The 21,802-nt window shown below is 60.8% G+C and carries 20 protein-coding genes; 2 read left to right on the top strand and 18 right to left on the bottom strand.

What is annotated here, in order from left to right; genetic code table 11:
• Positions 1-6: 6 nt before the first annotated feature.
• The 11 genes from ACD590_RS17370 to ACD590_RS17420 all read right to left on the bottom strand — a co-directional run bounded on the left by ACD590_RS17370 (position 7) and on the right by ACD590_RS17420 (position 10,226).
• The gene (locus tag ACD590_RS17370; protein ID WP_018446877.1) at positions 7-414 is read right to left on the bottom strand and encodes a lysozyme inhibitor LprI family protein; all 408 of its coding nucleotides are present in this window, start codon (positions 412-414) and stop codon (positions 7-9) included.
• Positions 415-436: 22 nt separating this feature from the next.
• Positions 437-742: an urease subunit beta gene (locus ACD590_RS17375; protein WP_018243288.1), complete on the bottom strand. Its 306-nt coding sequence runs from the start codon at positions 740-742 to the stop codon at positions 437-439.
• Positions 743-752: 10 nt separating this feature from the next.
• The gene (locus ACD590_RS17380) at positions 753-1,004 is read right to left on the bottom strand and encodes a DUF1272 domain-containing protein (protein WP_018446878.1); all 252 of its coding nucleotides are present in this window, start codon (positions 1,002-1,004) and stop codon (positions 753-755) included.
• Positions 1,005-1,014: 10 nt separating this feature from the next.
• Complete coding sequence (locus tag ACD590_RS17385) at positions 1,015-1,317, bottom strand: urease subunit gamma (RefSeq protein ID WP_018243290.1); 303 nt, start codon at positions 1,315-1,317, stop codon at positions 1,015-1,017.
• A 112-nt stretch (positions 1,318-1,429) separates the two neighbouring features.
• Positions 1,430-2,251 (bottom strand): urease accessory protein UreD, encoded by an 822-nt coding sequence (locus tag ACD590_RS17390; protein WP_047619088.1) that lies wholly within the window; start codon positions 2,249-2,251, stop codon positions 1,430-1,432.
• Positions 2,252-2,401: 150 nt separating this feature from the next.
• Positions 2,402-3,097: an urea ABC transporter ATP-binding subunit UrtE gene (urtE, locus tag ACD590_RS17395; protein ID WP_003581844.1), complete on the bottom strand. Its 696-nt coding sequence runs from the start codon at positions 3,095-3,097 to the stop codon at positions 2,402-2,404.
• Between the two features lie 70 nt (positions 3,098-3,167).
• Complete coding sequence (urtD, locus tag ACD590_RS17400) at positions 3,168-3,923, bottom strand: urea ABC transporter ATP-binding protein UrtD (RefSeq protein WP_018446880.1); 756 nt, start codon at positions 3,921-3,923, stop codon at positions 3,168-3,170.
• Positions 3,924-3,928: 5 nt separating this feature from the next.
• Positions 3,929-5,092: an urea ABC transporter permease subunit UrtC gene (gene urtC, locus ACD590_RS17405; RefSeq protein ID WP_439003092.1), complete on the bottom strand. Its 1,164-nt coding sequence runs from the start codon at positions 5,090-5,092 to the stop codon at positions 3,929-3,931.
• Complete coding sequence (gene urtB / locus ACD590_RS17410) at positions 5,089-6,726, bottom strand: urea ABC transporter permease subunit UrtB (RefSeq protein WP_113542499.1); 1,638 nt, start codon at positions 6,724-6,726, stop codon at positions 5,089-5,091. Before urtB ends, urtC begins: the two co-directional genes overlap by 4 nt.
• Before the next feature lie 115 nt (positions 6,727-6,841).
• Entirely contained in the window at positions 6,842-8,134 is a 1,293-nt protein-coding gene (gene urtA, locus ACD590_RS17415; protein ID WP_026230747.1) for an urea ABC transporter substrate-binding protein, read from the bottom strand.
• 187 nt (positions 8,135-8,321) lie between these two features.
• Complete coding sequence (locus tag ACD590_RS17420) at positions 8,322-10,226, bottom strand: phosphatase PAP2 family protein (protein ID WP_439003093.1); 1,905 nt, start codon at positions 10,224-10,226, stop codon at positions 8,322-8,324.
• A gap of 179 nt (positions 10,227-10,405) precedes the next feature.
• On the opposite strand from ACD590_RS17420, the gene ACD590_RS17425 reads away from it, so the two are divergent.
• Positions 10,406-13,792, top strand: a complete 3,387-nt coding sequence (locus ACD590_RS17425) for a hybrid sensor histidine kinase/response regulator (RefSeq protein ID WP_018243299.1) — start codon at positions 10,406-10,408, stop codon at positions 13,790-13,792.
• A complete protein-coding gene (locus tag ACD590_RS17430; protein WP_028733275.1) occupies positions 13,785-14,702 on the top strand; it encodes a response regulator transcription factor in 918 nt (305 codons plus the stop codon). The genes ACD590_RS17425 and ACD590_RS17430 overlap by 8 nt, the downstream gene beginning before the upstream one ends.
• Positions 14,703-14,723: 21 nt before the next feature.
• On the opposite strand, the gene ACD590_RS17435 is transcribed toward ACD590_RS17430, so the two are convergent.
• From ACD590_RS17435 to ACD590_RS17465, 7 genes are all read right to left on the bottom strand, one after another.
• Positions 14,724-15,695 (bottom strand): 2-hydroxyacid dehydrogenase, encoded by a 972-nt coding sequence (locus tag ACD590_RS17435; protein WP_439003094.1) that lies wholly within the window; start codon positions 15,693-15,695, stop codon positions 14,724-14,726.
• A gap of 134 nt (positions 15,696-15,829) precedes the next feature.
• Positions 15,830-16,951 (bottom strand): branched-chain amino acid ABC transporter substrate-binding protein, encoded by a 1,122-nt coding sequence (locus ACD590_RS17440; RefSeq protein WP_018243302.1) that lies wholly within the window; start codon positions 16,949-16,951, stop codon positions 15,830-15,832.
• Positions 16,952-17,071: 120 nt separating this feature from the next.
• The gene (locus ACD590_RS17445) at positions 17,072-17,425 is read right to left on the bottom strand and encodes a DUF6867 family protein (protein WP_018243303.1); all 354 of its coding nucleotides are present in this window, start codon (positions 17,423-17,425) and stop codon (positions 17,072-17,074) included.
• Positions 17,426-17,444: 19 nt separating this feature from the next.
• The gene (locus ACD590_RS17450) at positions 17,445-18,188 is read right to left on the bottom strand and encodes an ABC transporter ATP-binding protein (RefSeq protein WP_018243304.1); all 744 of its coding nucleotides are present in this window, start codon (positions 18,186-18,188) and stop codon (positions 17,445-17,447) included.
• The gene (locus tag ACD590_RS17455; protein ID WP_018446887.1) at positions 18,188-19,063 is read right to left on the bottom strand and encodes an ABC transporter ATP-binding protein; all 876 of its coding nucleotides are present in this window, start codon (positions 19,061-19,063) and stop codon (positions 18,188-18,190) included. The genes ACD590_RS17450 and ACD590_RS17455 overlap by 1 nt, the downstream gene beginning before the upstream one ends.
• A complete protein-coding gene (livM, locus tag ACD590_RS17460; protein ID WP_439003095.1) occupies positions 19,063-20,454 on the bottom strand; it encodes a high-affinity branched-chain amino acid ABC transporter permease LivM in 1,392 nt (463 codons plus the stop codon). The genes ACD590_RS17455 and livM overlap by 1 nt, the downstream gene beginning before the upstream one ends.
• Positions 20,455-20,458: 4 nt before the next feature.
• The gene (locus tag ACD590_RS17465) at positions 20,459-21,361 is read right to left on the bottom strand and encodes a branched-chain amino acid ABC transporter permease (RefSeq protein ID WP_017965841.1); all 903 of its coding nucleotides are present in this window, start codon (positions 21,359-21,361) and stop codon (positions 20,459-20,461) included.
• Between the last annotated feature and the right edge of the window lie 441 nt (positions 21,362-21,802).

Here is a 21,802-nt window from a genome sequence, read left to right on the forward strand (position 1 = left end):
ATCACCTTAATTGCTCATCGTGTCTTCGAGCTCTTTCAGCTCTTTTGTACGTTTGTCCGTGATGTTGGCGAGACATCCGGCGACCAGCATCGGCTCCATCGTGCCGCCGCGGGCCTGAAAGCCGAAGGCGTCGCATTCGGCGTCCCGATAATCGATCCAGGCGCGCTGCGCCTTGACCAGCGCCTGCTCTGCGCCCTTCATATCGCCGTCGAGATCCTTGTCGATCGACACCATGGCGGCCCGGGTCTTCTTGTATTGCGCATTGAGCGCCTTGTCGGCGGCCTCATGGCGCGCCGCCTCGCAGCCAGTCATGTCCGATTGCGTCTTGGGATTGTTGCAATCGATATCCTGAGCGGAGGCAGCACCTGCCGTCAGCAGCATCGCCGCCCCGACGAGGCAGACATTCAAACGCATGCATTCCTCCAGCCTATTGTTCTTAAAGCTTACCCATCACCAGCTGACGGAAGCCATAGACCTCGCGCTTGCCGGAAAGTGGGATCAGCGTCACCGAGCGCGTTTGCCCCGGCTCGAAGCGCACGGCCGTTCCCGCCGGAATATCGAGCCGCTTGCCATGCGCCGCCGCGCGATCGAAGGAAAGCCCGGCATTGGTCTCGGCGAAATGATAGTGGCTGCCGACCTGCACCGGTCGGTCGCCTGTATTGGAAACCTCCAGCGTCACCGTCTGCGCGCCGGCATTCAGTTCGATGTCGCCGCTTGCGGCAATGATCTCACCTGGAATCATCTCGTCCTCCTTAAGCCGCCTTGGGCGCACAGCCCTCGGCCTTCAGCACACGCTTCCTCGAAGCCGGATTTTTAGCAAGCATGGCCGCCGGCCGAATAGGTCTCGCGACGAGATTACCGCCGCAGTTCGGGCAGACACCCTTCAACACACCGTCCACGCAATCCGCGCAGAAAGTGCATTCATAGGTGCAGATCCGTGCCTCAGTGCTATCAGGCAGCAGATCTTTGTCGCAGCATTCGCAATTGGGCCTGAGCTCGAGCATTCCTATCTCCTCACCGGATCGGCTCGTGCACGGTGACGAGCTTGGTTCCATCCGGGAACGTCGCCTCCACCTGCACGTCGTGGATCATCTCGGCAACACCCTCCATCACCTGGGAGCGGCCGATCACATGGGCGCCGGCTTCCATCAGCTCGGCAACCGGGCGACCGTCGCGAGCGCCTTCGACGACGAAATCGCTGATCAACGCGATCGCTTCGGGATAGTTCAGCTTGACGCCGCGCTCCAGCCGCCGGCGTGCCACCATCGCCGCCATTGATATCAACAGCTTGTCTTTTTCTCTCGGAGTGAGGTTCATTGCTTGCCCATCTGCTTCATGCCTGGAACAGGATGATCCTGTTCTACATTAAAGAGTTAGAGTATGACGTCGCCCGAAAACCGCTCACACTTTTCGGCATCATGCTCTAGATTCATAGATTCCAGACTTTCGGCACAGGCGCACCATTTCGCAAGGCGGAAATGACCGGGATCAGGATTTTTCTGAGTGAGAAGCCGTCGGCTGCTGCAAGGCGAACAACGAGCTTGCCGTCCCAGGCGCTTGCACCGCCCATCGATCCTTCGACGAGCGGCCGGACTTTGCCAAGATAGGCTTCCGAAAGCGGCCCGGCATAAAGCAGCGTCGCAAACGCCACCTGCCCGCCGAGCACGGCCTGGCGCGCGGCAAGGGCCGCTACGCCGTCGGACAACCTCAGTTCTTCGGCATGGATCAACCGCCCCGAGCGGCGGATGCGCCAGCGGTCGCGAAACAACCCGGTCTCCACCGTCTCACCCATTGCCTTGCGGCCGAGCAGCACGGCTTCGACGGCCAGAAATTCGGAGTCTTCGTCAAGATCGACATCCAAGCGGCGGGAAAGCGCTGCTCGGTCGAAGAGGATCGTTTCCTGCGGCAGCCAGTCGACACGGGCTTGAGCTCCAACCTTGATGCTGGTCGTCACCTCGGCGGTACCGGCCGATGCCTTGTAGATCTTCTCGCAAGCCTGGGTGGTAACGTCGATGCGCGTGCCGGCGCCGGCATCAACGCTCCAGTCCATCCGGTCGCCGCCCGTCAGTCCGCCTGCTGTGTTGATGATGACTGCTTCCATCGAGGCATCGAAGGTATCCGGCAGGCGGATCTTCGCCGCCCCTTCCTGATAGAGTTCACGAATGCGCGTGCGGCCATCGAACAGCTTCGCCGCCAGATGCCCGCGCCCTTCCGCTCTCTGCGGTCTCGTACTCGCCGCCACGGTCGTCATATCGTCCCTTTCGGTCGCGCCACCGTTTTCATTCAATCGCGCGGATGACGGAAAGCAAGCAATTCCTATGCCGTCTGGAGCAGACCAGCAGAGGCAGAGGAAGATTTTCCAGGCTCCGTGTCCCTTGCTGCAAAATGCGGCATTTGCCGGTCAGACAGTCAGATGGCGGCGGGCCTCCGGTGTATCCAGCGTTTCGGCAAGCCCTTCATGGACGATCTCGCCGCGATCCATGATGTAGACGTAGTCGGCGAGCTCTCGACAGAAATCCAGATATTGTTCGACGAGAAGGATCGCCATGCCGGTGGAGTCACGCAAGTAGCGGATCGCCCGGCCGATGTCCTTGATAATCGAGGGCTGAATGCCCTCGGTCGGTTCGTCGAGCACGAGAATCCTAGGCCGCGTCACCATGGCGCGCCCAATCGCCAACTGCTGCTGCTGCCCGCCGGAAAGATCGCCGCCGCGACGTGACAACATCGACTTCAGCACCGGGAAGAGACTGAAGATATCATCGGGGATGTTGCGGTCGCGGCGGCCAAGCGGGGCAAAGCCGGTTTCGAGGTTTTCCTTGACGGTGAGCAGCGGGAAGATTTCGCGCCCCTGCGGCACATAACCGATACCCTGCTTGGCGCGGGCAAAGGGCGGCAAGCCGTTGAGCCTGGTGTCGTTGAAGGTGACCGTGCCCGCCGACAGCGGATGCTGGCCGGTAACGGCGCGCAGAAGAGAACTCTTCCCCACGCCGTTACGCCCCAGCACGCAGGTGATCTTGCCCATCTCGGCCTTGATCGAGATGCCGCGCAGCGCCTGAGCGGCGCCATAATGCAGGTTTGCGTTTTCAACTGTCAGCATGATGCCGTCTCCTGAATCTTTGTGGGTCCGCAATAGACCCCTCCCCAACATTCAATGGACCCATCATCCCTCACCGCCCCAGATAGTTCTCGATCACCTTCGGATCGGAGCTGACGAAATCGATCGACCCTTCCGCCAGCACCGAGCCTTCCGCGAGGCAGGTCACCTTGACGCCGAGATCGCGGATGAAGCCCATGTCGTGCTCGACGACGACGACCGACCGGGTCTTGGCGATATCCTTGAGCAGGATTGCGGTTTCTGCAGTCTCCGCATCGGTCATGCCGGCCACCGGTTCGTCGACGAGCAGAAGCTTCGGCTCCTGCGCCAACAACATGCCGATCTCCAGCCACTGCTTCTGCCCGTGCGAGAGATTGGCGGCGAATTCGTCGCGGCGGTGCGTCAGCCGCACCGTGTCGAGGATTTCCTCGATGCGTGCCTTGTCCTCGCCCGAAAGCCGGTAGAACAGCGTCGAGAACACACCACGACGTCGGTTCAGCGCCAGCTCCAGATTGTCCCACACCGTATGGCTTTCGAAGACTGTCGGCTTCTGAAACTTGCGGCCGATGCCGAGCTGAGCGATATCGGCTTCATCCTTCTTGGTGAGATCAATCGTACCGTTGAAGAACACCTCACCCTCATCGGGCCGGGTCTTGCCGGTGATGATATCCATCATCGTCGTCTTGCCGGCGCCGTTAGGGCCGATGATGGCGCGAAGTTCACCGGGCTCGATGACGATCGACAGCGAATTCAGCGCCTTGAAGCCGTCGAAGGAAACCGAAACGCCGTTGAGATAAAGCACGCTATTGGGTTTGACGTCGGGAATCATGGCGCTCACTCCGCTGCCTGGATTTTCGGCTCGATACCGTCTTCCTCGGCCGCCGGCGGGGCCGCCTTGGAGACAAGCTTCCGCTTGCCGAGATATTGCGCAATCGTGCCGACGACGCCCTTCGGCAGGAACAGCGTGACGGCGACGAAGAGACCGCCGAGTGCAAACAGCCAGAACTCCGGGAAGAGGCCGGTGAAGATCGTCTTGCCGCCGTTGACGAGGATCGCGCCGATGATCGGCCCGATCAGCGTCGCCCGCCCGCCGACTGCGGTCCAGATGACGACTTCGATCGAATTGGCAGGGGCGAATTCGCCTGGATTGATGATGCCCACCTGCGGCACGTAGAGCGCGCCGGCAATGCCTGCCATCATCGCCGAGACGACGAAGGTGAAGAGCTTGAAATGCTCAACGCGGTAGCCGAGGAAGCGCGTGCGGCTTTCGGCATCGCGCACGCCGACCAGCACCTTGCCGAACTTCGAGCGTACGATCGCCGAGGCGATCATCAGCGATAGAGCGAGGAAAATCGCGGTTGCGGCAAAGAGGGCCGCACGCGTGCCGTCAGCCTGTACGTTGAAACCGATAATGTCCTTGAAATCAGTAAGGCCGTTATTGCCGCCGAAGCCCATGTCGTTGCGGAAGAAGGCCAGCAGCAGCGCGTAGGTCATCGCCTGGGTGATGATCGAGAGATAGACGCCGTTGACGCGTGAGCGGAAGGCAAACCAGCCGAAGACGAAGGCGAGCAGACCGGGTACGACGAGCACCATCAGCGCCGCAAACCAGAAATGGTTGAAGCCGTACCAGAACCAAGGCAGATCCTTCCAGTTCAGGAACACCATGAAGTCGGGCAGAACAGGATCTCCGTAGCTGCCGCGCGTGCCGATCTGGCGCATCAGATACATGCCCATCACATAGCCGCCGAGCGCAAAGAAGGCACCGTGGCCGAGGGAGAGGATGCCGCAGAAGCCCCAGACGAGGTCGAGCGCCAGCGCCAGCAGCGCATAGGTCAGATACTTGCCGAACAGCGACATGATATAAGTCGGCACGTGCAGCGGATTGGTCGGTCCCGTCATCAGGTTCAGGACCGGCACGAGGACCGCGACCAGAAGCAGGAGGGCGATGGCAATGACGATCTTGCGATCGAGTGATCGGAGAAGGAAGGCCGTAATCATGCTTCCACCGCCCTTCCTTTGAGTGCGAAGAGCCCGCGGGGACGCTTCTGGATGAAGAGAATGATGAGGACGAGCACCAGGATCTTGCCGAGAACGGCGCCGGCAAAGGGCTCGAGGAACTTGTTGACGACGCCGAGCGAGAGTGCACCGACCAGCGTACCCCAGAGATTGCCGACACCGCCGAAGACGACGACCATGAAGCTGTCGATGATGTAGGATTGACCGAGGTTTGGCGAGACGTTGTCAATCTGGCTGAGCGCCACGCCGGCGATGCCGGCAATGCCCGAGCCGAGCGCGAAGGTGAAGGCATCGACCCAACCGGTGCGGATGCCCATCGACGATGCCATGCGGCGGTTCTGCGTAACGGCGCGCATCTGCAGGCCGAAGGCGGACCGCTTGAGCAGCAGGAGCAGCGCCACAAAGACCACCATCGAAAAGACGATGATCCACAGTCGGTTCCAGGTGATGGAGAGCCCGCCGAGATCGAAGACGCCGGACATCCAGGTCGGATTGCGGACCTCGCGGTTGGTCGGGCCGAAAATGCTGCGCACCGCCTGCTGCAGGATCAGCGACACACCCCAGGTGGCGAGCAGCGTTTCGAGTGGCCGACCGTAGAGATAGCGGATAACGGCGCGCTCGATCAACAGACCGACGAAGCCGGTAAAGACGAAGGCCGCAGGCACAGCAAAGGCCAGCGAATAATCGGCAAGCTCAGGAAAGGCGGAGGTTATGTATTCCTGCACGACATAGGTCGTATAGGCACCGATCATCACCATTTCGCCATGCGCCATGTTGATGACGCCCATGACGCCGAAGGTGATGGCAAGGCCGATCGCGGCAAGCAGCAGTACCGAGCCGAGAGACAATCCGTACCAGATGTTCTGGACGATATCCCACAGCGCCAGGCTGCGATTGATGGAACTGATATCCGCCTGGATCGCCGGCTTCAGATCTTCAGGCGCTGTTTCAAGTGTGGTCGTGAGGATGGTCAGCGCATCGCGATTGCCGCGCGCCGCGATCGTATCGATCGCAGCCTTCTTGTCTTCGACGCTCGCATCCGTCTTGAGCAGCAGCACTGCGCGCGCCGCTTCCATCGTATTCTTGATCTCTGCGTCCTTTTCGGCCGCCAGCGCCGAGTTCAGCAGGTCGAGATTGGCGGGGTCGGCATCTTTCAGGAGGCCTTGCGCCGCGGCAAGCCGCGCGGAACGGTCCGGGCTCATCAGCGTCAGTTGGCTGGTGGCGGCGCTGATGACGCCGCGAAGCGCGTTGTTGATCTTGACCTTCGTCATCAGATCCGGATCGACATCTGCAGCGGGTTCGCCGGTGATCGGATCGGAATAGGTCGGTTCGTCATCGGTACCGCCCTGGAGAAGAACCGGGCCGCCATCAGAATTGACGTAGAGAAGGCCGTCGCTCAACTGCTGCAGGATCTGGCTGACATGCTGGTCCTTGGAGGCGACCAGCGCTTTGATGGCCGCTTCGCGTTCCGGGAAGTCGCCGACGCCGAGCGCGTCGATGAGCACATGGATATCGTCCTGAGCCTGGGCTTCGCTCGAGGTTATCACGCCCGAAAATGTCAGGCCCGAAAATGTCAGGCAAACCGTGATGAGGAAAATCTTTATGGCGCGATACATCGGCTTTCTCGCCCTTGATAGTGTTGGCCTCGCGGCGCAATCGCTGGGACGGAGCTTCCGCCCGGGATCAAACCCGGACGGAAGCCTTCAGGCAATCATTGGATCGGGGCCGTACTCAGGAACCCTTGCCACCGCACTTGCCCGTAGCAACGTTGAAGTTGCCGCAGGACATCGGCTTGCGCCAATCGGAGATCAGGTCCTTGGAATCAGGCAGGTAATCTGACCATTCGTCACCGACGACGGCAGGTGTCTGCTGGACGATTTCGAACTGGCCGTCGGCCTGGATTTCACCGATCAGCACTGGTTTGGTGATGTGGTGGTTCGGCATGACGGTCGCATAACCGCCGGAGAGGTTCGGAACGCTGACGCCGATGATGGTGTCGAGAACCTTGTCGGTGTCGGTCGTGCCGGCAGCCTGGACGGCCTTAACCCATGCGTTGAAACCGATATAGGCGGCTTCCATCGGGTCGTTCGTCACGCGCTTGTCGTTCTTGGTGAAAGCGTGCCAGTCCTTGATGAACTTCTTGTTGGCAGGGCTTTCGACCGACTCGAAGTAGTTCCAGGCAGCGAGATGGCCGACGAGCGGCTTGGTGTCGAGACCGGCAAGCTCTTCTTCGCCGACCGAGAAGGCGACGACGGGAATGTCAGTTGCCTTGATGCCCTTATTCCCCAGTTCCTTGTAGAAGGGTACGTTGGCATCGCCGTTGATCGTCGAGACGACGGCGGTCTTCTTGCCGGCCGAACCGAATTCCTTGATCTTGGAAACTTCGGTCTGCCAGTCGGAGAAGCCGAACGGCGTGTAGTTGGTCATGATATCTTCTTTCGGAATACCCTTCGAAATCAGATATGCCTCGAGAATCTTGTTGGTCGTGCGCGGATAAACGTAGTCCGTACCTTCGAGAACGAAGCGCTTGACGCCCTCTTTTTCCATCAGGTAGTCGACAGCAGGAATGGCCTGCTGGTTCGGAGCAGCACCGGTGTAGAAGATGTTGCGCGAGGACTCTTCGCCTTCATACTGGACCGGGTAGAAGAGGATCGAATTGGTCTCTTCGAAAACCGGCAGAACGGACTTGCGCGACGAGGACGTCCAACAACCGAAGACGGCCGCAACCTTGTCCTTCTGGATCAACTCACGAGCCTTTTCGGCAAACAGCGGCCAGTCGGAAGCCGGGTCGACGACGACGGCCTCAAGCTTCTTGCCGAGAAGGCCGCCCTTCTTGTTCTGCTCGTCGATGAGCATCAGCATGGCGTCCTTGAGCGTGGTCTCGGAGATGGCCATGGTGCCGGAAAGCGAGTGCAGAATGCCGACCTTGATCGTGTCGTCGGCGGCAACCGCGCCGCTGAAGGCAGCCGAGGCCGCCATGACGGCGCCGAGTGCAGCGCCCGTAATAGTAGTTCTGAGATTCATCTGGTTGAGCCCCTCTTCTTGTTCCGCAACAGGCCGGAAACGGAGATTAACTGTTGCTTAAGGGACTATCGGGCGCTGCAGCGCAAAAACACATACGCAAAATGACGTAGGCGTGGGGGTCAAACAGGCAGACCAGGGAAGGAAGGGCATCCCCGCAGCGGGAGATGCCCTGTCTCGATACCAGAATTTATCCGTCGATCGTCAAAGTGACTGATGTCGGGCCGTAAGAGAGGCTCGCCTTGTGGCCGGAAACCGTGACCTTGCCGAAGGTGCCAGTCACGGCACTCGCCTTCAGGATTTCGATCTTCGTTCCGGGCGTTGGGGCATAGCCATCGGCAATCGTCACGTCGAGGTCGCCGGCCAGCACTGCCTTGCCTTCGACAACCAGCGTGCCCGCGCCGTTTTCGCCGAGCGCCGACTTCGCCGTGGCATTGGCGAGTTGCTGATAGTCACCGCTCACGGTCAAAGGCTTGTCGGCCGCCAGAACGAGCGAGCCGCCATTGACCGTCAGCTCGCCACGACCGAAGGCCGACGGCGACAAGGCCACCAGCGCGCCCTCTTCCAGCACGGTGCCGCCGGCATAGCTGTTGGCGCCTGAAAGCCCGAGGATGCCGTTGCCGCGCTTCACCAACCTGCCCTTGCCGGTAATGTGGTTCCGCCAGGTGTCGATCGAATTGAACCCGCCCTTTGCCGCGTCCATCGTCACGGTCACGTCCTGTTCGAACGCAGCGTAACCGTCGGCGGCGGCAAACAGGTTGAGACGGCCGTAACCTTCCACATCGTCGAGGAGCGGGTAGCCGGAGGCGATCTCCGTCGTCTTCAGCACGTCGCGGCGCTGCTCGCCGTCCAGATAGGGCAGACGCGTTTCGAGAAGCGCTTCAGCGCCCTGCGGCACCCGCGCCGGCTGATCGGTCGCATGGATCGTCGGCAGGCCGTAGCTCAAGCGCTGCAGCACGTAGGCTCGGTTGGCGTCATGATCGGCGAAACGGTCTGCGGCAAGCGGTGCCGCGTGGGCAGCGACCTCGAGCGCACCTGCATCCGCAACGCCTGACTTGGCGATAAGCCATGCCTGCGCTTGGGCGTAAGCATCGCTCTTCAGCGCCGCATTGTCGGCCTTGTTCAGATTGTAGACGACCGTAGCGGTGCCGAGCATCCGGCCGCCCATCACGTCGAGAGGAGAATGCATGCCGGCAAGGATGCGGTCTTCACCCAGTTCGCTGGCGCGTGTGATCATTTCCTGAAAGCGCTGCGGCACGAGATAGGCCATGGCGAGCGCATCCCGCCAGGCTTCCGCCGTATGCCCGCTGGGGAAACCGCCGTCCTCGACCGGCTTGCCGCTCTTGGCGGGCTCCAGCGTCGGGACGACCGATACGTCCTGGCTCCAGCGGTAGGGACGGCCATATTTGAAATAGCGCTTGGCCGGTTCCGTCGAACCGTCACCGCTTGCGGCGTTGATGAAGTCGATTGCAAGGCCCATGTCGGGGTTGGCATCGGTCTTGTTTTCCGCGTCCGGCTTGCTGCCGGCGCCGCGATTGTTGCCCTTGTCGTCATATTTGACCGTCGTCGCGTCGGCCGCCACCGCGGTGATCGTGGTGGTCTGCTTCGAACCGGCCTTCCAGGCATCCGTCAGCGGACCGAGACCATCGACAATGCTGGCATTCTTGCCGCGCCGATCGTCGAGATAGGCGGCCACCGCTTGATCGGCCGTCCGCGCCCGCGTCGCATTGACGACATAGGCGATGTTCGCATCATGGACGGCCTGGTTGACGATATGGCCGTCGGTCTTGCTGGCGGGAATACCGTCCCAATCCGTCTTGGCGACAGCCGGGCAATTGTCCTTGGCCGGGGCCTCGACACCCGCATCGACGAAAGGCGTGCGCGGCGTCCAGATTTCAAGGAAGCCGGAGAGAAGGTGAACGGCGGCGTTGGTGTCTGCCGTCGAGAAGCAGGCGTCACCACGCTTGTTGGTGTTTCCGGCCTCCACATAAGGAACTTTGGCCGCCGTGGCCTGCTCGGCGCTGGCAAGCGATGGCACGATCGAAAGAAGGCAGACGAGGGCGGTGCTCAGGCGGCAGAGGCTTAAAACAGACATGGTGATACCCGAAATGGTTGAACGAACGCCGGGAGAGTTAGAGCTCTTACGTGACGGATCAATTGCAAATATATTGCCATTCTGTGAACCAGTCGGTGCCCGCCTCTTGCCTTTCCCAACCATCCCGCCAAAACTGCCAGAGAGACGATGAGCCCAACCGGAATGCCGGAAAGGAAGACATGGCAGCGCGCCAACGCATCATTCCGGTGAGACGCGAATACAATCGCTGGGTCGCCAACCAGACGCTGGAAGATTACGCGTTGCGCTTCACCGCAAAGAGCGCTCGCCATTTCTCCTCGCAGCGCATCTCGCAGACGGCGATCGGCGCGATCTCCTTCCTGGCGCTGGAGGCAATCGGCGGCGCGATCACTCTCTCCTACGGCACCACCAACGCCTTTTACGCCATTATCGTCGCCTCGGTCGCCATGCTGGCGATCGGCCTGCCGATCAGCCGCTACGCCATCCGCCACGGTGTCGACATCGATCTTCTGACGCGTGGCGCGGGCTTCGGCTATATCGGCTCGACCATCACCTCGCTGATCTATGCAAGCTTCACCTTCATGCTGTTTGCGATCGAGGCTTCGATCATGTCGGGGGCGCTGGAGCTTACCCTCGGGATCCCGCTCTGGATCGGCTACATCATCAGCGCCGTCATGGTGATCCCGCTGGTGACGCACGGCGTGCGGCTGATCAGCAAGTTTCAGCTGATGACCCAGCCCTTCTGGATCGTGCTGAATATCCTACCCTTCATCTTCATCGCCTTGCTGGACTGGGAAAAATTCGATCTCTGGCGCGCCTTTGCCGGCATCCGCCATGCCTCCGGTCCGCCCGGCACCGTCGCCGAATTCGATCTGGTGGAGTTCGGCGCTGCTTCTGCCGTCATCCTGGCGCTGATGTCGCAGATCGGCGAACAGGCCGACTTCCTGCGCTTCCTGCCGCCGGATCCACAGCGCAAGTGGCGCCATCGCCTGGCGATCTTTCTCGCCGGGCCCGGCTGGGTCATCATCGGCGCCCCGAAGCTGCTTGCCGGTTCATTCCTGGTCGTGCTGACCTTCACCTCGGGTGTGCCCCTCGATCGCGCCGCCGACCCGGCGCAGATGTATCTGACCGCCTTCGGCTACATGGTCCCCTGGCACAATGCGGCGCTGCTGTTGATGGCTGCCTTCGTCGTCGTCTCGCAGCTGAAGATCAACGTGATGAATGCCTATGCAGGCTCCCTCGCCTGGTCGAACTTCTTCTCGCGGCTGACCCACAGCCATCCCGGCCGCGTCATCTGGTTGGTCTTCAACGTCGCAATCGCCCTGCTTTTGATGGAACTCGGCATTTACCGGCTGCTGGAGGAGACGCTCGGCATCTTCTCGATCATCGCAATGGCCTGGCTCTGCACGATCTCCGCCGATCTCTTCATCAACAAGCCGCTGGGCCTTGCTCCCCCCGGCATCGAGTTCAAGCGCGCCCACCTCTACGACATCAACCCGGTCGGCCTCGGCGCCATGACGCTGTCGGCGACGGTGTCGCTGATCGCCCATTTCGGTGCCTTCGGCGACATCGCCGCCTCGCTCGCCCCCTACATCACCCTCGTCATCGCCCTAATCGCCTCGCCTGTCATCGCCTGGGCGACGAAGGGCAAGTTCTACCTCGCCCGCAAGCCGCGCCAGAGCTGGAAGAACCTGACGAGCATTACCTGCTCGGTCTGCGAACACCCGTTCGAGCCGGAGGACATGGCCTGGTGCCCGGCCTACGCCGCGCCGATCTGCTCGCTCTGCTGTTCGCTCGACAGCCGCTGCCACGATATGTGCAAGCCCGCCGCCCGTTTCAACGCGCAGGTCGGCACCGTCGCCAAGGCGCTGCTGCCGGAAACCATTCTGGGGAAGCTGACGACGCGCCTCGGCCGCTACGGCATCGCCGTCGTGCTCGCATTGACGGCCATCGGCGCGATCCTGGCGATGATCGCCCATCAGGTCGCCTCCGCCTCACCCGCGACCGCCGAAGTCGTCAACCGCACCATCTTCATCGTCTTCTTCGTCTTCTCGGTAATCTCAGGCGTTGTCTGCTGGTTCTATGTGCTCGCCCATGACAGCCGCGTCGTTGCCGAGGAGGAATCCTCGCGCCAGAACACGCTGCTGCTCAAGGAAATCGCCGCCCACAAGAAGACCGACGCCGCCCTGCAGAACGCCAAGGAGACGGCCGAGGCCGCCAACCGCGCCAAGAGCCGCTACGTCGTCGGGCTCAGCCATGAGCTGCGCACGCCGCTGAACGCCGTACTCGGCTACGCCCAGATCCTCGAACGCGACGAGACCATCCCGGCGCCGCGCCAATCCTCGATCAAGGTCATTCGCCGCAGCGCCGAACACCTCTCCGGGCTGATCGACGGCCTGCTCGATATTTCCAAGATCGAGGCCGGCCGCCTGCAGGTCTATTCCAACGAGATCAACATCCAGGATTTCCTCGACCAGATCGTCGATATGTTCCGCCCGCAGGCGCAGGCAAAGGGGCTCACCTTCATCCATGAGCGCTCGCCGGCCTTGCCGCAGTTCGTCCGTACCGACGAAAAACGCCTGCGCCAGATCCTGGTCAACCTGCTCTCCAATGCCATCAAGTTCACCGACGAAGGCAGCGTCACCTTCGATGTCGGCTATCGCAGCCAAGTCGCGACCTTCACCGTCACTGACACCGGCCGCGGCATCACGGAGAAAGACCTGACCCGCATCTACGAACCCTTCCAGCGCGGCGAGGCCGAAAGCGTGCGGCCAATGCCGGGGCTTGGCCTCGGCCTCACCATCACCCGGCTTCTGACCAACACGCTCGGCGGCGAGATTTCGGTCTCGAGCGTGAAGGACGAAGGCTCGACCTTCCGGGTCCGGCTGATGCTGTCCGGCGTCATGCGCGCCGTGGCCGCCGCACCGCAAGAAAAGCGCATTGTCGGTTACGACGGCCCGCGCCGCACGGTCGTGGTCGTCGACGATAACGAGGACCACCGCGAGATGATGCGCGAAATCCTGGCGCCGCTCGATTTCATCGTGCTGACGGCGGCAGGCGGCGGCGAATGCCTGACGCTGATCGAGGGCATCATACCGGACCTCTTCCTTGTCGATATCCTGATGCCCGGCATGAACGGCTGGCAGCTCGTCTCGCGTCTGCGCGAGGCCGGTCAGACGGCGCCAGTGCTGATGCTTTCGGCCAATATTGGTGATGCAGCGGTTCTCAGCGACAGTGACGACAGCCATAACGATGCGATCGGCAAACCGGTCGACATCCGCCAGCTGCGCGACAAGCTCGCCCTGCATCTTGGCCTGAAATGGATCTTTGCCGATGCCGCGCCAGCCGTTCCTGTTAAGATCGAAGCGCCGATGCTGAGCCCAGGTGCTGCCCATATCCAGGAATTGCTGCGGCTCGGCGAGATCGGCTATATCAGAGGTATCGAAGCCAAGCTTTCCGACCTTGCCAAGGTGGAGGCAAATCAGCCATTCACAGAGGAACTTCGCGCCTATGTCGCCGCCTTCGATCTCGCCGGCTTCATGACCTTCCTGCACGACTTCGACGAAAAGGTGGAACCCATTGCCTGAGCCGGCCCTCCCCCGCGACATCGTTCTGCTCGTCGACGACTCGGCCGAAGCACTCGGCTTCTTGACCGACGCACTCGAACAATCCGGCTTCTCGGTGCTGATCGCCACGTCGGGCACGGCCGCACTTGGTATCGTCGAGCGCATCACGCCCGATATCATCCTGCTTGACGCGGTGATGCCCGCCATGGACGGCTTCGAGACCTGCCGTCGGCTGAAGGCGAATGCCGCGGTGGCGCAGGTGCCTGTCATCTTCATGACCGGCCTGACCGAGACCGAGCATGTCGTGCACGCGCTGGAATCCGGCGGCGTCGATTATCTCAGCAAGCCAATCAACATCGATGAACTGCGCGCCCGCATCCGTGTCCATCTGCGCAACGCTCGCTCGGCCCAAAGCGCCCGCATCGCGCTGGACGCGGCCGGCCGCCATCTGCTGGCTGTCAAGGGCGACGGTGCCATCCACTGGTCAACGCCGCAAGCCACGCGGCTGGTCAATGCGGCCATGGGCAGCGACGACGGCATGGAAATCGTCGTCCACCATATCGCCGGCTGGATGCGCGACCGCGTCGCCGCGGTGCGCGACGGCATCATCTCCGTTGCCCATGCCGGCCAAGCGGCGCTGCAGCTCGCCTTCCTCGGCGCGATCGGCCCTGACGAATATCTTTTTCGCCTCACTGCCGCCAATCAGCGCAGCGACGACGCAGTGCTGCGCCAGCGCTTTTCGCTCACCCAGCGCGAATCCGAAGTGCTGCTCTGGATTGCCAAGGGCAAGGCCAACCGTGACATCGGCGAAATATTGGGACTGTCGGCGCGAACGGTGAACAAGCACCTCGAACAGATTTATGTGAAGCTCGGCGTCGAGAACCGCGCATCAGCCGCCGTGAAGGCCACGCATGTGCTGCACGAGATGTGAGATGGCGTTGGCGGCTGGTCGCTAAACCACCCGATCCGGCACATCCCTGCCCTCGAAAAACGCCGTCACGTTGTCGACCACCTTCATGCCCATGGCGGTCCGCGTCTCTTCCGTGGCGCTGCCGAGATGCGGCAGCACCATGACGTTCTCCATCCGCCGCAGCGCCTCCGGGACACCAGGTTCCGCCTCGTAGACGTCAAGCCCGGCGCCGCGGATCGTGCCCGCCTTGAGCGCTGCAATCAGCGCCGCCTCATCCACCACGTCGCCACGCGCCGTATTGATGAGAAAGGCGCCCGGCTTCATCGCCGTAAGCCGTGCCGCATTTATCAGGTGTCGGTTCTCTGCTCCACCGGGGCAATGCAGCGAGACGAAATCAGCCACCGCCAGCACGGACTCAATCGTCGGCAGCTGCCGCGCGCCGTAACGCGCCGCCTCCGGTGGATCGACCGGCGAACGGTTGAAGAACACCACATCCATGCCGAAGCCGAAATGGCAGCGTTGCGCGAAGGCCTTGCCGATTCGGCCGAAACCGATGATGCCGACCGTCTTCCCGGTCACCTTGGCGCCGACCATATGCGTCGGGCACCAGCCCTTCCATGCACCAGCGCGTACCTGCCGCTCGCCCTCACCGCCGCGCCGGGCAACTGAGAGCAGCAGCAACATGGCGATATCGGCCGTGCAGTCGGTCAGCACGCCCGGCGTGTTTGTGACCGCAATGCCTCTCTCCCTGGCAGCGGATATATCGATGTGATTGTAGCCGACGCCGAAATTGCCAAGGATCTTGGTGACAACAGGCACGCCGTCGAAGACAGCGGCGGGCAACCGATCGGAAACCGTCGGCAATACGGCATCATAAGTCGAGAGCGCCAGCCTTAGCTCGTTTTCACCGAGCGGAATATCACCAGGATTGAACGTCACGTCGAAACGTTCGGCAAGGACGGCTTCCACCGTGGCTGGCCAGCGCCGGGTGACGAGAATGCGGGGTTTGGACATGACGGTTCCACTCAACGCTTCAAAACGATGCCAAGAGTTAGACCAGCCAGGCGAAAATTGAAACGTCCGCAAAAAGAAAGAAGCCCGGTCGGAACCGGGCTTCGATAATCATGTCCCATAAAGGGGAGCGAAGCTTACATGCCCTGCGGGAAGTAGCTGTACTTGCCGTCCGGACCCTTCTTCCATTCGTACATGATGTAGCCGGGGATCTTCGGATCGCCCTTTTCATCGAACGAAATGTCGCCGAGAACAGTCGGGAACGGGCCCTTTTCCTTCATGGCCTTGGCAACGGCCTCAGGATCCAGCGAGCCGGCAGCCTTGGCGGCCCCGGCAATCGTCTGCATCGCAGCGTAGGAATAGAGCGTGTAGGCTTCCGGATTGAAACCAGCGGCCTTGAACTTTTCGACGAGTTCCTTGTTCGCAGGGTTCGCCGTCGGATCGGGGCCGAAGGTGTTCAGCGTACCGGCGACGGCGTCGCCAGCGATCGAGGCCAGTTCGTTCGAAACGATACCGTCGCCCGAAACCAGCGTCGCCTTCAGGCCCTGGTCAGCCGCCTGGCGGATGATGAGACCGGCTTCGGTGTGCAGACCACCCCAATAGATGATCGAGACGCCGGCTTCCTTCATCTTGGCGATGAGGGCCGAGAAGTCCTTGTCGCCGACATTGATGCCTTCGTAGATGACTTCCGTCACGCCGGCGGCGTTCATAGCCTTCTTGGTTTCGTCGGCAAGGCCCTGACCGTAGGGGGTCTTGTCGTGAACGACAGCGATCTTGGCGTCCTTGAAGTGATCGGCAAGATACTTGCCGGCGATGGCACCCTGCTGGTCATCACGGCCGCAGGTGCGGAACGTGTTCCAGAGGCCCCGTTCCGTGAAGGTCGGGTTCGTCGCGGCCGGGGTGATTTCGAGGATGCCGTTTTCGGCATAGACTTCCGAAGCCGGAATCGAAACGCCCGAGTTGAAGTGGCCGATGACAAACTTGACGCCGTCAGCAGCGAACTTGTTGGCAACCGAAATGCCCTGCTTCGGGTCGGAGACGTCGTCGCCGAGTTCGATCTTGATCTGCTCGCCGTTAATGCCGCCAGCAGCGTTGATGTCGGCGGCCGCCTGTTCAGCACCCTTCTGGAGCTGAGCGCCGAACGCGGCGTTCGGACCAGTCAGCGGACCAGCGACAGCGATGAGAACGTCGGCCCACGCGTTGCCGCTGAAGGCGAGCATCGCCGTCAGAGCCACTGCCGACAGAAGAGACTTCTTCATATTATTACTCCCAATTTTTGGGCGGGTTCCGGTCCAAGGCCCAGCGCACTACCCACCATTGACTGCGCCAGGAAAGCTGTTCCACTCGGAAGGCAATTCATGCCTAGTTTCAACGGACTGTCAATGTTTGTCCTTCCACGAAAACGCGGAAGTCTTTTCGTACAGCCAGTAATAGTTGTTAACCATCTGATTGGTGCGGCGGTGGCGGAAGCCGGCCGTGGAGAAGACCAGCAGCGTCACGAAATCGAGGATATAGTAGAAGGTGCTAAGCATTGGCCCATTGAACAGGGCATGATGCAGGAACTGCATCGCCCAGGCGAGCAGAAATGTATAGACGATGACCAGCGGATAGTCGCTCCAGCCCTCGGCAACCGCTTTGCCGGCGCGCCAGGCCGTCCAGAAGCCTAAGAGCAAGACGATGACACGGATCGCCACAAGGGGGCCGACATCCGCTTCGAAGAAAAGTCCCTGCATGTCAAACTCTCCTTTCGACCTAGTGTCTTCCGCCTTCGAGATAGGCGGCGCGGACCTCGGGATTGGCAAGAAGCTCCTTGCCGGAGCCGCTCATCGTCACCTTGCCGTTCACCATCACGTAGGCGCGGTGAGAAAGCCTGAGGGCGGCGAACGCGTTCTGCTCGACGAGGAAAACGGTCAGCCCCTCCGCCTCGTTGAGCTTCTTGATCGCCTCGAAGATGCCCTTGACGATCAGCGGCGCAAGACCGAGCGAGGGTTCGTCGAGAAGCAGCAACTTCGGGCGCGCCATCAGCGCGCGGCCGATCGACAGCATCTGCTGCTCACCGCCCGAAAGTGTTCCGCCGCGCTGGGCGTGACGTTCCTTGAGACGCGGGAAGAGCGTGAAGATCTTCTCGACGTCTTCGGCGAAGTGTTTCAGATTGTCGAGGCCTGCGCCCATCTGAAGATTTTCCAGAACCGTCATGCGCGGGAAGATGCGGCGGCCTTCTGGCGACTGTGCAATGCGTAGACGGGCAATTTCATGCGTCGGCATGCGGGTGATGTCGCGGCCCTCGAAGACCACCGAACCGGTGCGGGCCTGCGGGCTGCCGCAGATCGTCATCATCAGTGTCGACTTGCCGGCGCCATTGGCGCCGATCAGGCTGACGATCTCGCCCTTGTTGACGTGGACATCGACGCCGGCCAGCGCCCGGATATTGCCGTAATAGGTTTCGACGCTGTTGACCTGAAGGAGCGGTTGACCGGTCATTACTTCATCGCCCATCAGTTTGCGCCTCCTTCGAGCTGCTCGACGGCTGCGATCACCTCTTCCACTTCTTCATCCTCGACACCGAGATAGGCCGCGATAACCCTCGGATCGTTCTTCACATGATCCGGCGTGCCATCGGAAATCTTCTGACCATATTCGAGGACGACGACGTGGTCGGAGATTTCCATGACCACCGACATGTCGTGCTCGATCAGCAGGATCGACGTTCCTGTTTCGGCGCGAATGCTCTTCAGCAGCGCGTTGAGCGTTGCCGATTCCCGGGGGTTGAGGCCGGCAGCCGGTTCATCCAGGCAAAGCAGCTCGGGGCCAGTGCACATGGCGCGGGCAATTTCGAGACGCCGCTGGGCGCCGTAGGGCAGGTCGCCGGCGGGGTCGTCGGCGCGGTCGATCAGGTCGGCCTTCTCAAGCCAGAAACGGGCAAGCTCGATCGCCCCGGCCGCTTCCCGCTTATAGGGGCCGACACCGATGAGGCCGAGGATCGTATAACCCGATGCCTTCATCAGCTTGTTGTGCTGGGCAACCAGCAGGTTTTCTAGAACGGTCAGGCCGGAGAACAGCCGGATGTTCTGGAAGGTACGTGCGACCTTGGCTTCCCTGGTGATGCGAAAGTCCGGAAGGCGCTCCAGCAGGTATTGCTTGCCGCTCTTCTGGTTGAACGTGATCATGCCCATCGTCGGCTTGTAGAAGCCGGTGATGCAGTTGAAGACGGTGGTCTTGCCGGCGCCGTTCGGCCCGATCAGCGCGGTGATATCGCCGCGCTTGGCTTCAAAGGAGAAGTCGTTGATGGCCATCAGGCCGCCGAACTTCATCGACAGGTGTTCGACCTTGAGAAGAGTGTCATCAGACATCGTATTCGTTACGGGGCTCATCAACCATGGCCCTCCTTGATGAAGCTTCCGGATATCGCCTTGCGCTCTCTGAGGAAGGCTGTCGGCTCACGCGAGCCGACGAAGCCGCGCGGCTTGAACAGCATGACGACGACCATGGCGAGGCCGAAGATCAACATGCGGTAGAGTTCCGGCGTAAAATCGGGTCCAAAGATGAGTTTTAGGAAGTCCATGCTGCGCAACAACTCGGTGCCGCCGACCATGACGATGGCGGCAATCGCGATGCCGGTCAACGAACCCATGCCGCCGAGAACGACGATAGCGAGAATGACGGCCGATTCCAGGAAGACGAAGGATTCCGGCGAGACGAAGCCCTGGCGGGCGGCGAAGAACGAGCCGGCGAAACCGGCAAACATCGCGCCCGTCGCAAAGGCGGTGAGCTTGGTCGTGACCGTGTTGATGCCGAGCGAACGGCAGGCGATCTCGTCTTCGCGCAAGGCTTCCCAGGCGCGTCCGATCGGCATGCGGCGCAGCCGGATGGTGACATAGGCCGTCAGCATGCAGAGCGCCAGGATCAGGTAAAAGAGGAAGATCTTGTAATAGGCCGAGGAGATCGGCAGGTGAAAGAGCTTGGCAAAGCCGCCGGCCGTCGCATCGAAGGGAATGCCGAAGAGTGTTGCCTTCGGGATGCTCGAGATACCGAAAGTGCCCTTCGTCACTTCAGTCCAGTTGATGAGGACGAGACGAATGATTTCACCGAAGGCAAGCGTCACGATGGCCAGGTAATCGCCGCGCAGGCGCAGCACCGGGAAGCCGAGAATGACGCCCCAGAGTGCCGCGAAGATGCCCGAAAGCGGCAGCAGCACCCAGAAGGACAGGCCGAAATAGCTCGAAAGCAGCGCGTAGGAATAAGCGCCAACAGCATAGAAGGCGACATAACCGAGGTCGAGCAGGCCGGCGAGGCCGACGACGATGTTCAGCCCCCAGGCGAGCATTACATAGATCAGGATCTGGATGCCGAAATTGTCGACATATGTCAGCGAGCCCTGAGGGCCTTTGAACGCCACCACCACCATGGGATAAAGCAGCAGCGCGATCAGCGCGATCTTCAGGAAATGCCGGTGGAAGAAGCTCTTCTCGATTGAGATGTCGAGTTCGCCCTGTCTCGACTTTGCCAGCTTGCGGCTATCGAGATGCGGCCGCAGGAAAACCACCGTGGCGAAGCGGCCGATGGCGGCGACCGCGACGAAGATCGCAAGCAGGCCCCAGCGCTGGACAATGATCAGCTCGTTGCTGATGTTCTGGTCGGTCTTGAGGCCGACATAGAGAACGAACATGCCGAACGACAGGACGGCGGCGAAAAGAGCTTCGGTAAGGCCTTTGCGGACAAGTCCGGCATCGGGCTTGCCTGCAGAATTTTCGATGTTTGCCATGACGTTATACCTTCTCGACTTCCGGCCGCCCGAGGATGCCGGTCGGCTTGAAGATCAACACGAAAGCCAGGATCGCAAAGGTCGCGACGTCCTTATAGGCGATGGTGAAGTATGCCGACCACAGCGACTCGATAAGGCCGATAAGGAGGCCGCCGAAGACGGCGCCGGGTAACGAACCGATACCGCCGAGAACGGCTGCCGTGAAGGCCTTCACACCGGGCGTGAAGCCGTCGTTAAACGAGGCGACGCCATAATACATCAGGTACATCGTGCCGGCGACGGCTGCGAGTGCCGCACCCATAACGAAAGTGATCGAGATCGTCTGGTCGACGTTGACGCCGAGCAGCGCTGCCATCTTGCGATCCTGCTCAGTGGCGCGCTGGGCACGGCCGAGTGCGGTACGATTGACGATGTACCAGAAGATCGTGAGCAGCACTGCCGTGATCACGATGATGATGATCTGCTTCAGCGACACCGAAATGTTGCCGAACTGGTAGACCGAGCTCACCATCGGCGGAATCGGCTTGTTGCGTGGACCCTGCGTCACCTGGATGAAATTGGACAGCGTGATCGACATGCCGATCGCGGTAATCAGCGGCGCCAGGCGGAAGGAACCGCGCAGGGGACGGTATGCGACGCGCTCAATCGTCCAGTTCCACAAGCTCGTCATCAACATCGCGACGACAAGCATCGCCAGCAGCAGAACTGCCACCGGGAGACCTGCGAAGATGGATGTGAGGACGAGGAAGACGATAAGAGCGGCGAAACCACCGAGCATGAAAATGTCGCCATGGGCGAAATTGATCATGCCGATAATGCCGTAAACCATCGTATAGCCAATAGCCACAAGGCCATAGATGGATCCGAGCGTCAGCCCATTTAAGAGCTGCTGGACGAAATACTCCATATGTCGTTTTCCCCTGGATGCGAGCGAAACACGCTGCATCTCTTTTTGGTTCTTCAGTTCTCCGTTTCAGAGAACCTCATAGGCCGAATGCATAGCGGTTTCGTTGGAAATGTGAAGACAAAAAGGATTTACTCCGACAGATTCTTGTCAGAACAGGCCTAACTGGCGCGTTTTGAACCAAAATCCACAGAAAAACGGCAGAGCAGGGCCTATTTTTAGCCAGAAACTGCCACTGGCTTAACCATACGGAGATATCGCCGTCGATTTCCTCCCCGCTTGCTGCGTAAGCTATTCCACAGAATTGGAAGATGGAGCAAATTCAGACCCTAAGGCAGCCTCTTTGACGAATGCCATTTCACGAACAATGCCCCATCTTCGTCTGACAAGGCCGAAAACTTATGGTAGCATCATCAAGCTGTGTATTGAGGGATGCAGAGCATG

This window comes from Rhizobium sp. 862_C5_N1_2 (assembly GCF_051811205.1).
Lineage (GTDB): Bacteria > Pseudomonadota > Alphaproteobacteria > Rhizobiales > Rhizobiaceae > Rhizobium > Rhizobium leguminosarum.

What these genes read in the sequence shown, in the direction of transcription:
- ACD590_RS17370 (WP_018446877.1), bottom strand. Translation starts at nt 414, where the DNA reads ATGCGTTTGAATGTCTGCCTCGTCGGGGCGGCGATGCTGCTGACGGCA.
- ACD590_RS17375 (WP_018243288.1), bottom strand. Translation starts at nt 742, where the DNA reads ATGATTCCAGGTGAGATCATTGCCGCAAGCGGCGACATCGAACTGAAT.
- ACD590_RS17380 (WP_018446878.1), bottom strand. Translation starts at nt 1,004, where the DNA reads ATGCTCGAGCTCAGGCCCAATTGCGAATGCTGCGACAAAGATCTGCTG.
- ACD590_RS17385 (WP_018243290.1), bottom strand. Translation starts at nt 1,317, where the DNA reads ATGAACCTCACTCCGAGAGAAAAAGACAAGCTGTTGATATCAATGGCG.
- ACD590_RS17390 (WP_047619088.1), bottom strand. Translation starts at nt 2,251, where the DNA reads ATGACGACCGTGGCGGCGAGTACGAGACCGCAGAGAGCGGAAGGGCGC.
- urtE (WP_003581844.1), bottom strand. Translation starts at nt 3,097, where the DNA reads ATGCTGACAGTTGAAAACGCAAACCTGCATTATGGCGCCGCTCAGGCG.
- urtD (WP_018446880.1), bottom strand. Translation starts at nt 3,923, where the DNA reads ATGATTCCCGACGTCAAACCCAATAGCGTGCTTTATCTCAACGGCGTT.
- urtC (WP_439003092.1), bottom strand. Translation starts at nt 5,092, where the DNA reads ATGATTACGGCCTTCCTTCTCCGATCACTCGATCGCAAGATCGTCATT.
- urtB (WP_113542499.1), bottom strand. Translation starts at nt 6,726, where the DNA reads ATGTATCGCGCCATAAAGATTTTCCTCATCACGGTTTGCCTGACATTT.
- urtA (WP_026230747.1), bottom strand. Translation starts at nt 8,134, where the DNA reads ATGAATCTCAGAACTACTATTACGGGCGCTGCACTCGGCGCCGTCATG.
- ACD590_RS17420 (WP_439003093.1), bottom strand. Translation starts at nt 10,226, where the DNA reads ATGTCTGTTTTAAGCCTCTGCCGCCTGAGCACCGCCCTCGTCTGCCTT.
- ACD590_RS17425 (WP_018243299.1), top strand. Translation starts at nt 10,406, where the DNA reads ATGGCAGCGCGCCAACGCATCATTCCGGTGAGACGCGAATACAATCGC.
- ACD590_RS17435 (WP_439003094.1), bottom strand. Translation starts at nt 15,695, where the DNA reads ATGTCCAAACCCCGCATTCTCGTCACCCGGCGCTGGCCAGCCACGGTG.
- ACD590_RS17440 (WP_018243302.1), bottom strand. Translation starts at nt 16,951, where the DNA reads ATGAAGAAGTCTCTTCTGTCGGCAGTGGCTCTGACGGCGATGCTCGCC.
- ACD590_RS17445 (WP_018243303.1), bottom strand. Translation starts at nt 17,425, where the DNA reads ATGCAGGGACTTTTCTTCGAAGCGGATGTCGGCCCCCTTGTGGCGATC.
- ACD590_RS17450 (WP_018243304.1), bottom strand. Translation starts at nt 18,188, where the DNA reads ATGGGCGATGAAGTAATGACCGGTCAACCGCTCCTTCAGGTCAACAGC.
- ACD590_RS17455 (WP_018446887.1), bottom strand. Translation starts at nt 19,063, where the DNA reads ATGAGCCCCGTAACGAATACGATGTCTGATGACACTCTTCTCAAGGTC.
- livM (WP_439003095.1), bottom strand. Translation starts at nt 20,454, where the DNA reads ATGGCAAACATCGAAAATTCTGCAGGCAAGCCCGATGCCGGACTTGTC.
- ACD590_RS17465 (WP_017965841.1), bottom strand. Translation starts at nt 21,361, where the DNA reads ATGGAGTATTTCGTCCAGCAGCTCTTAAATGGGCTGACGCTCGGATCC.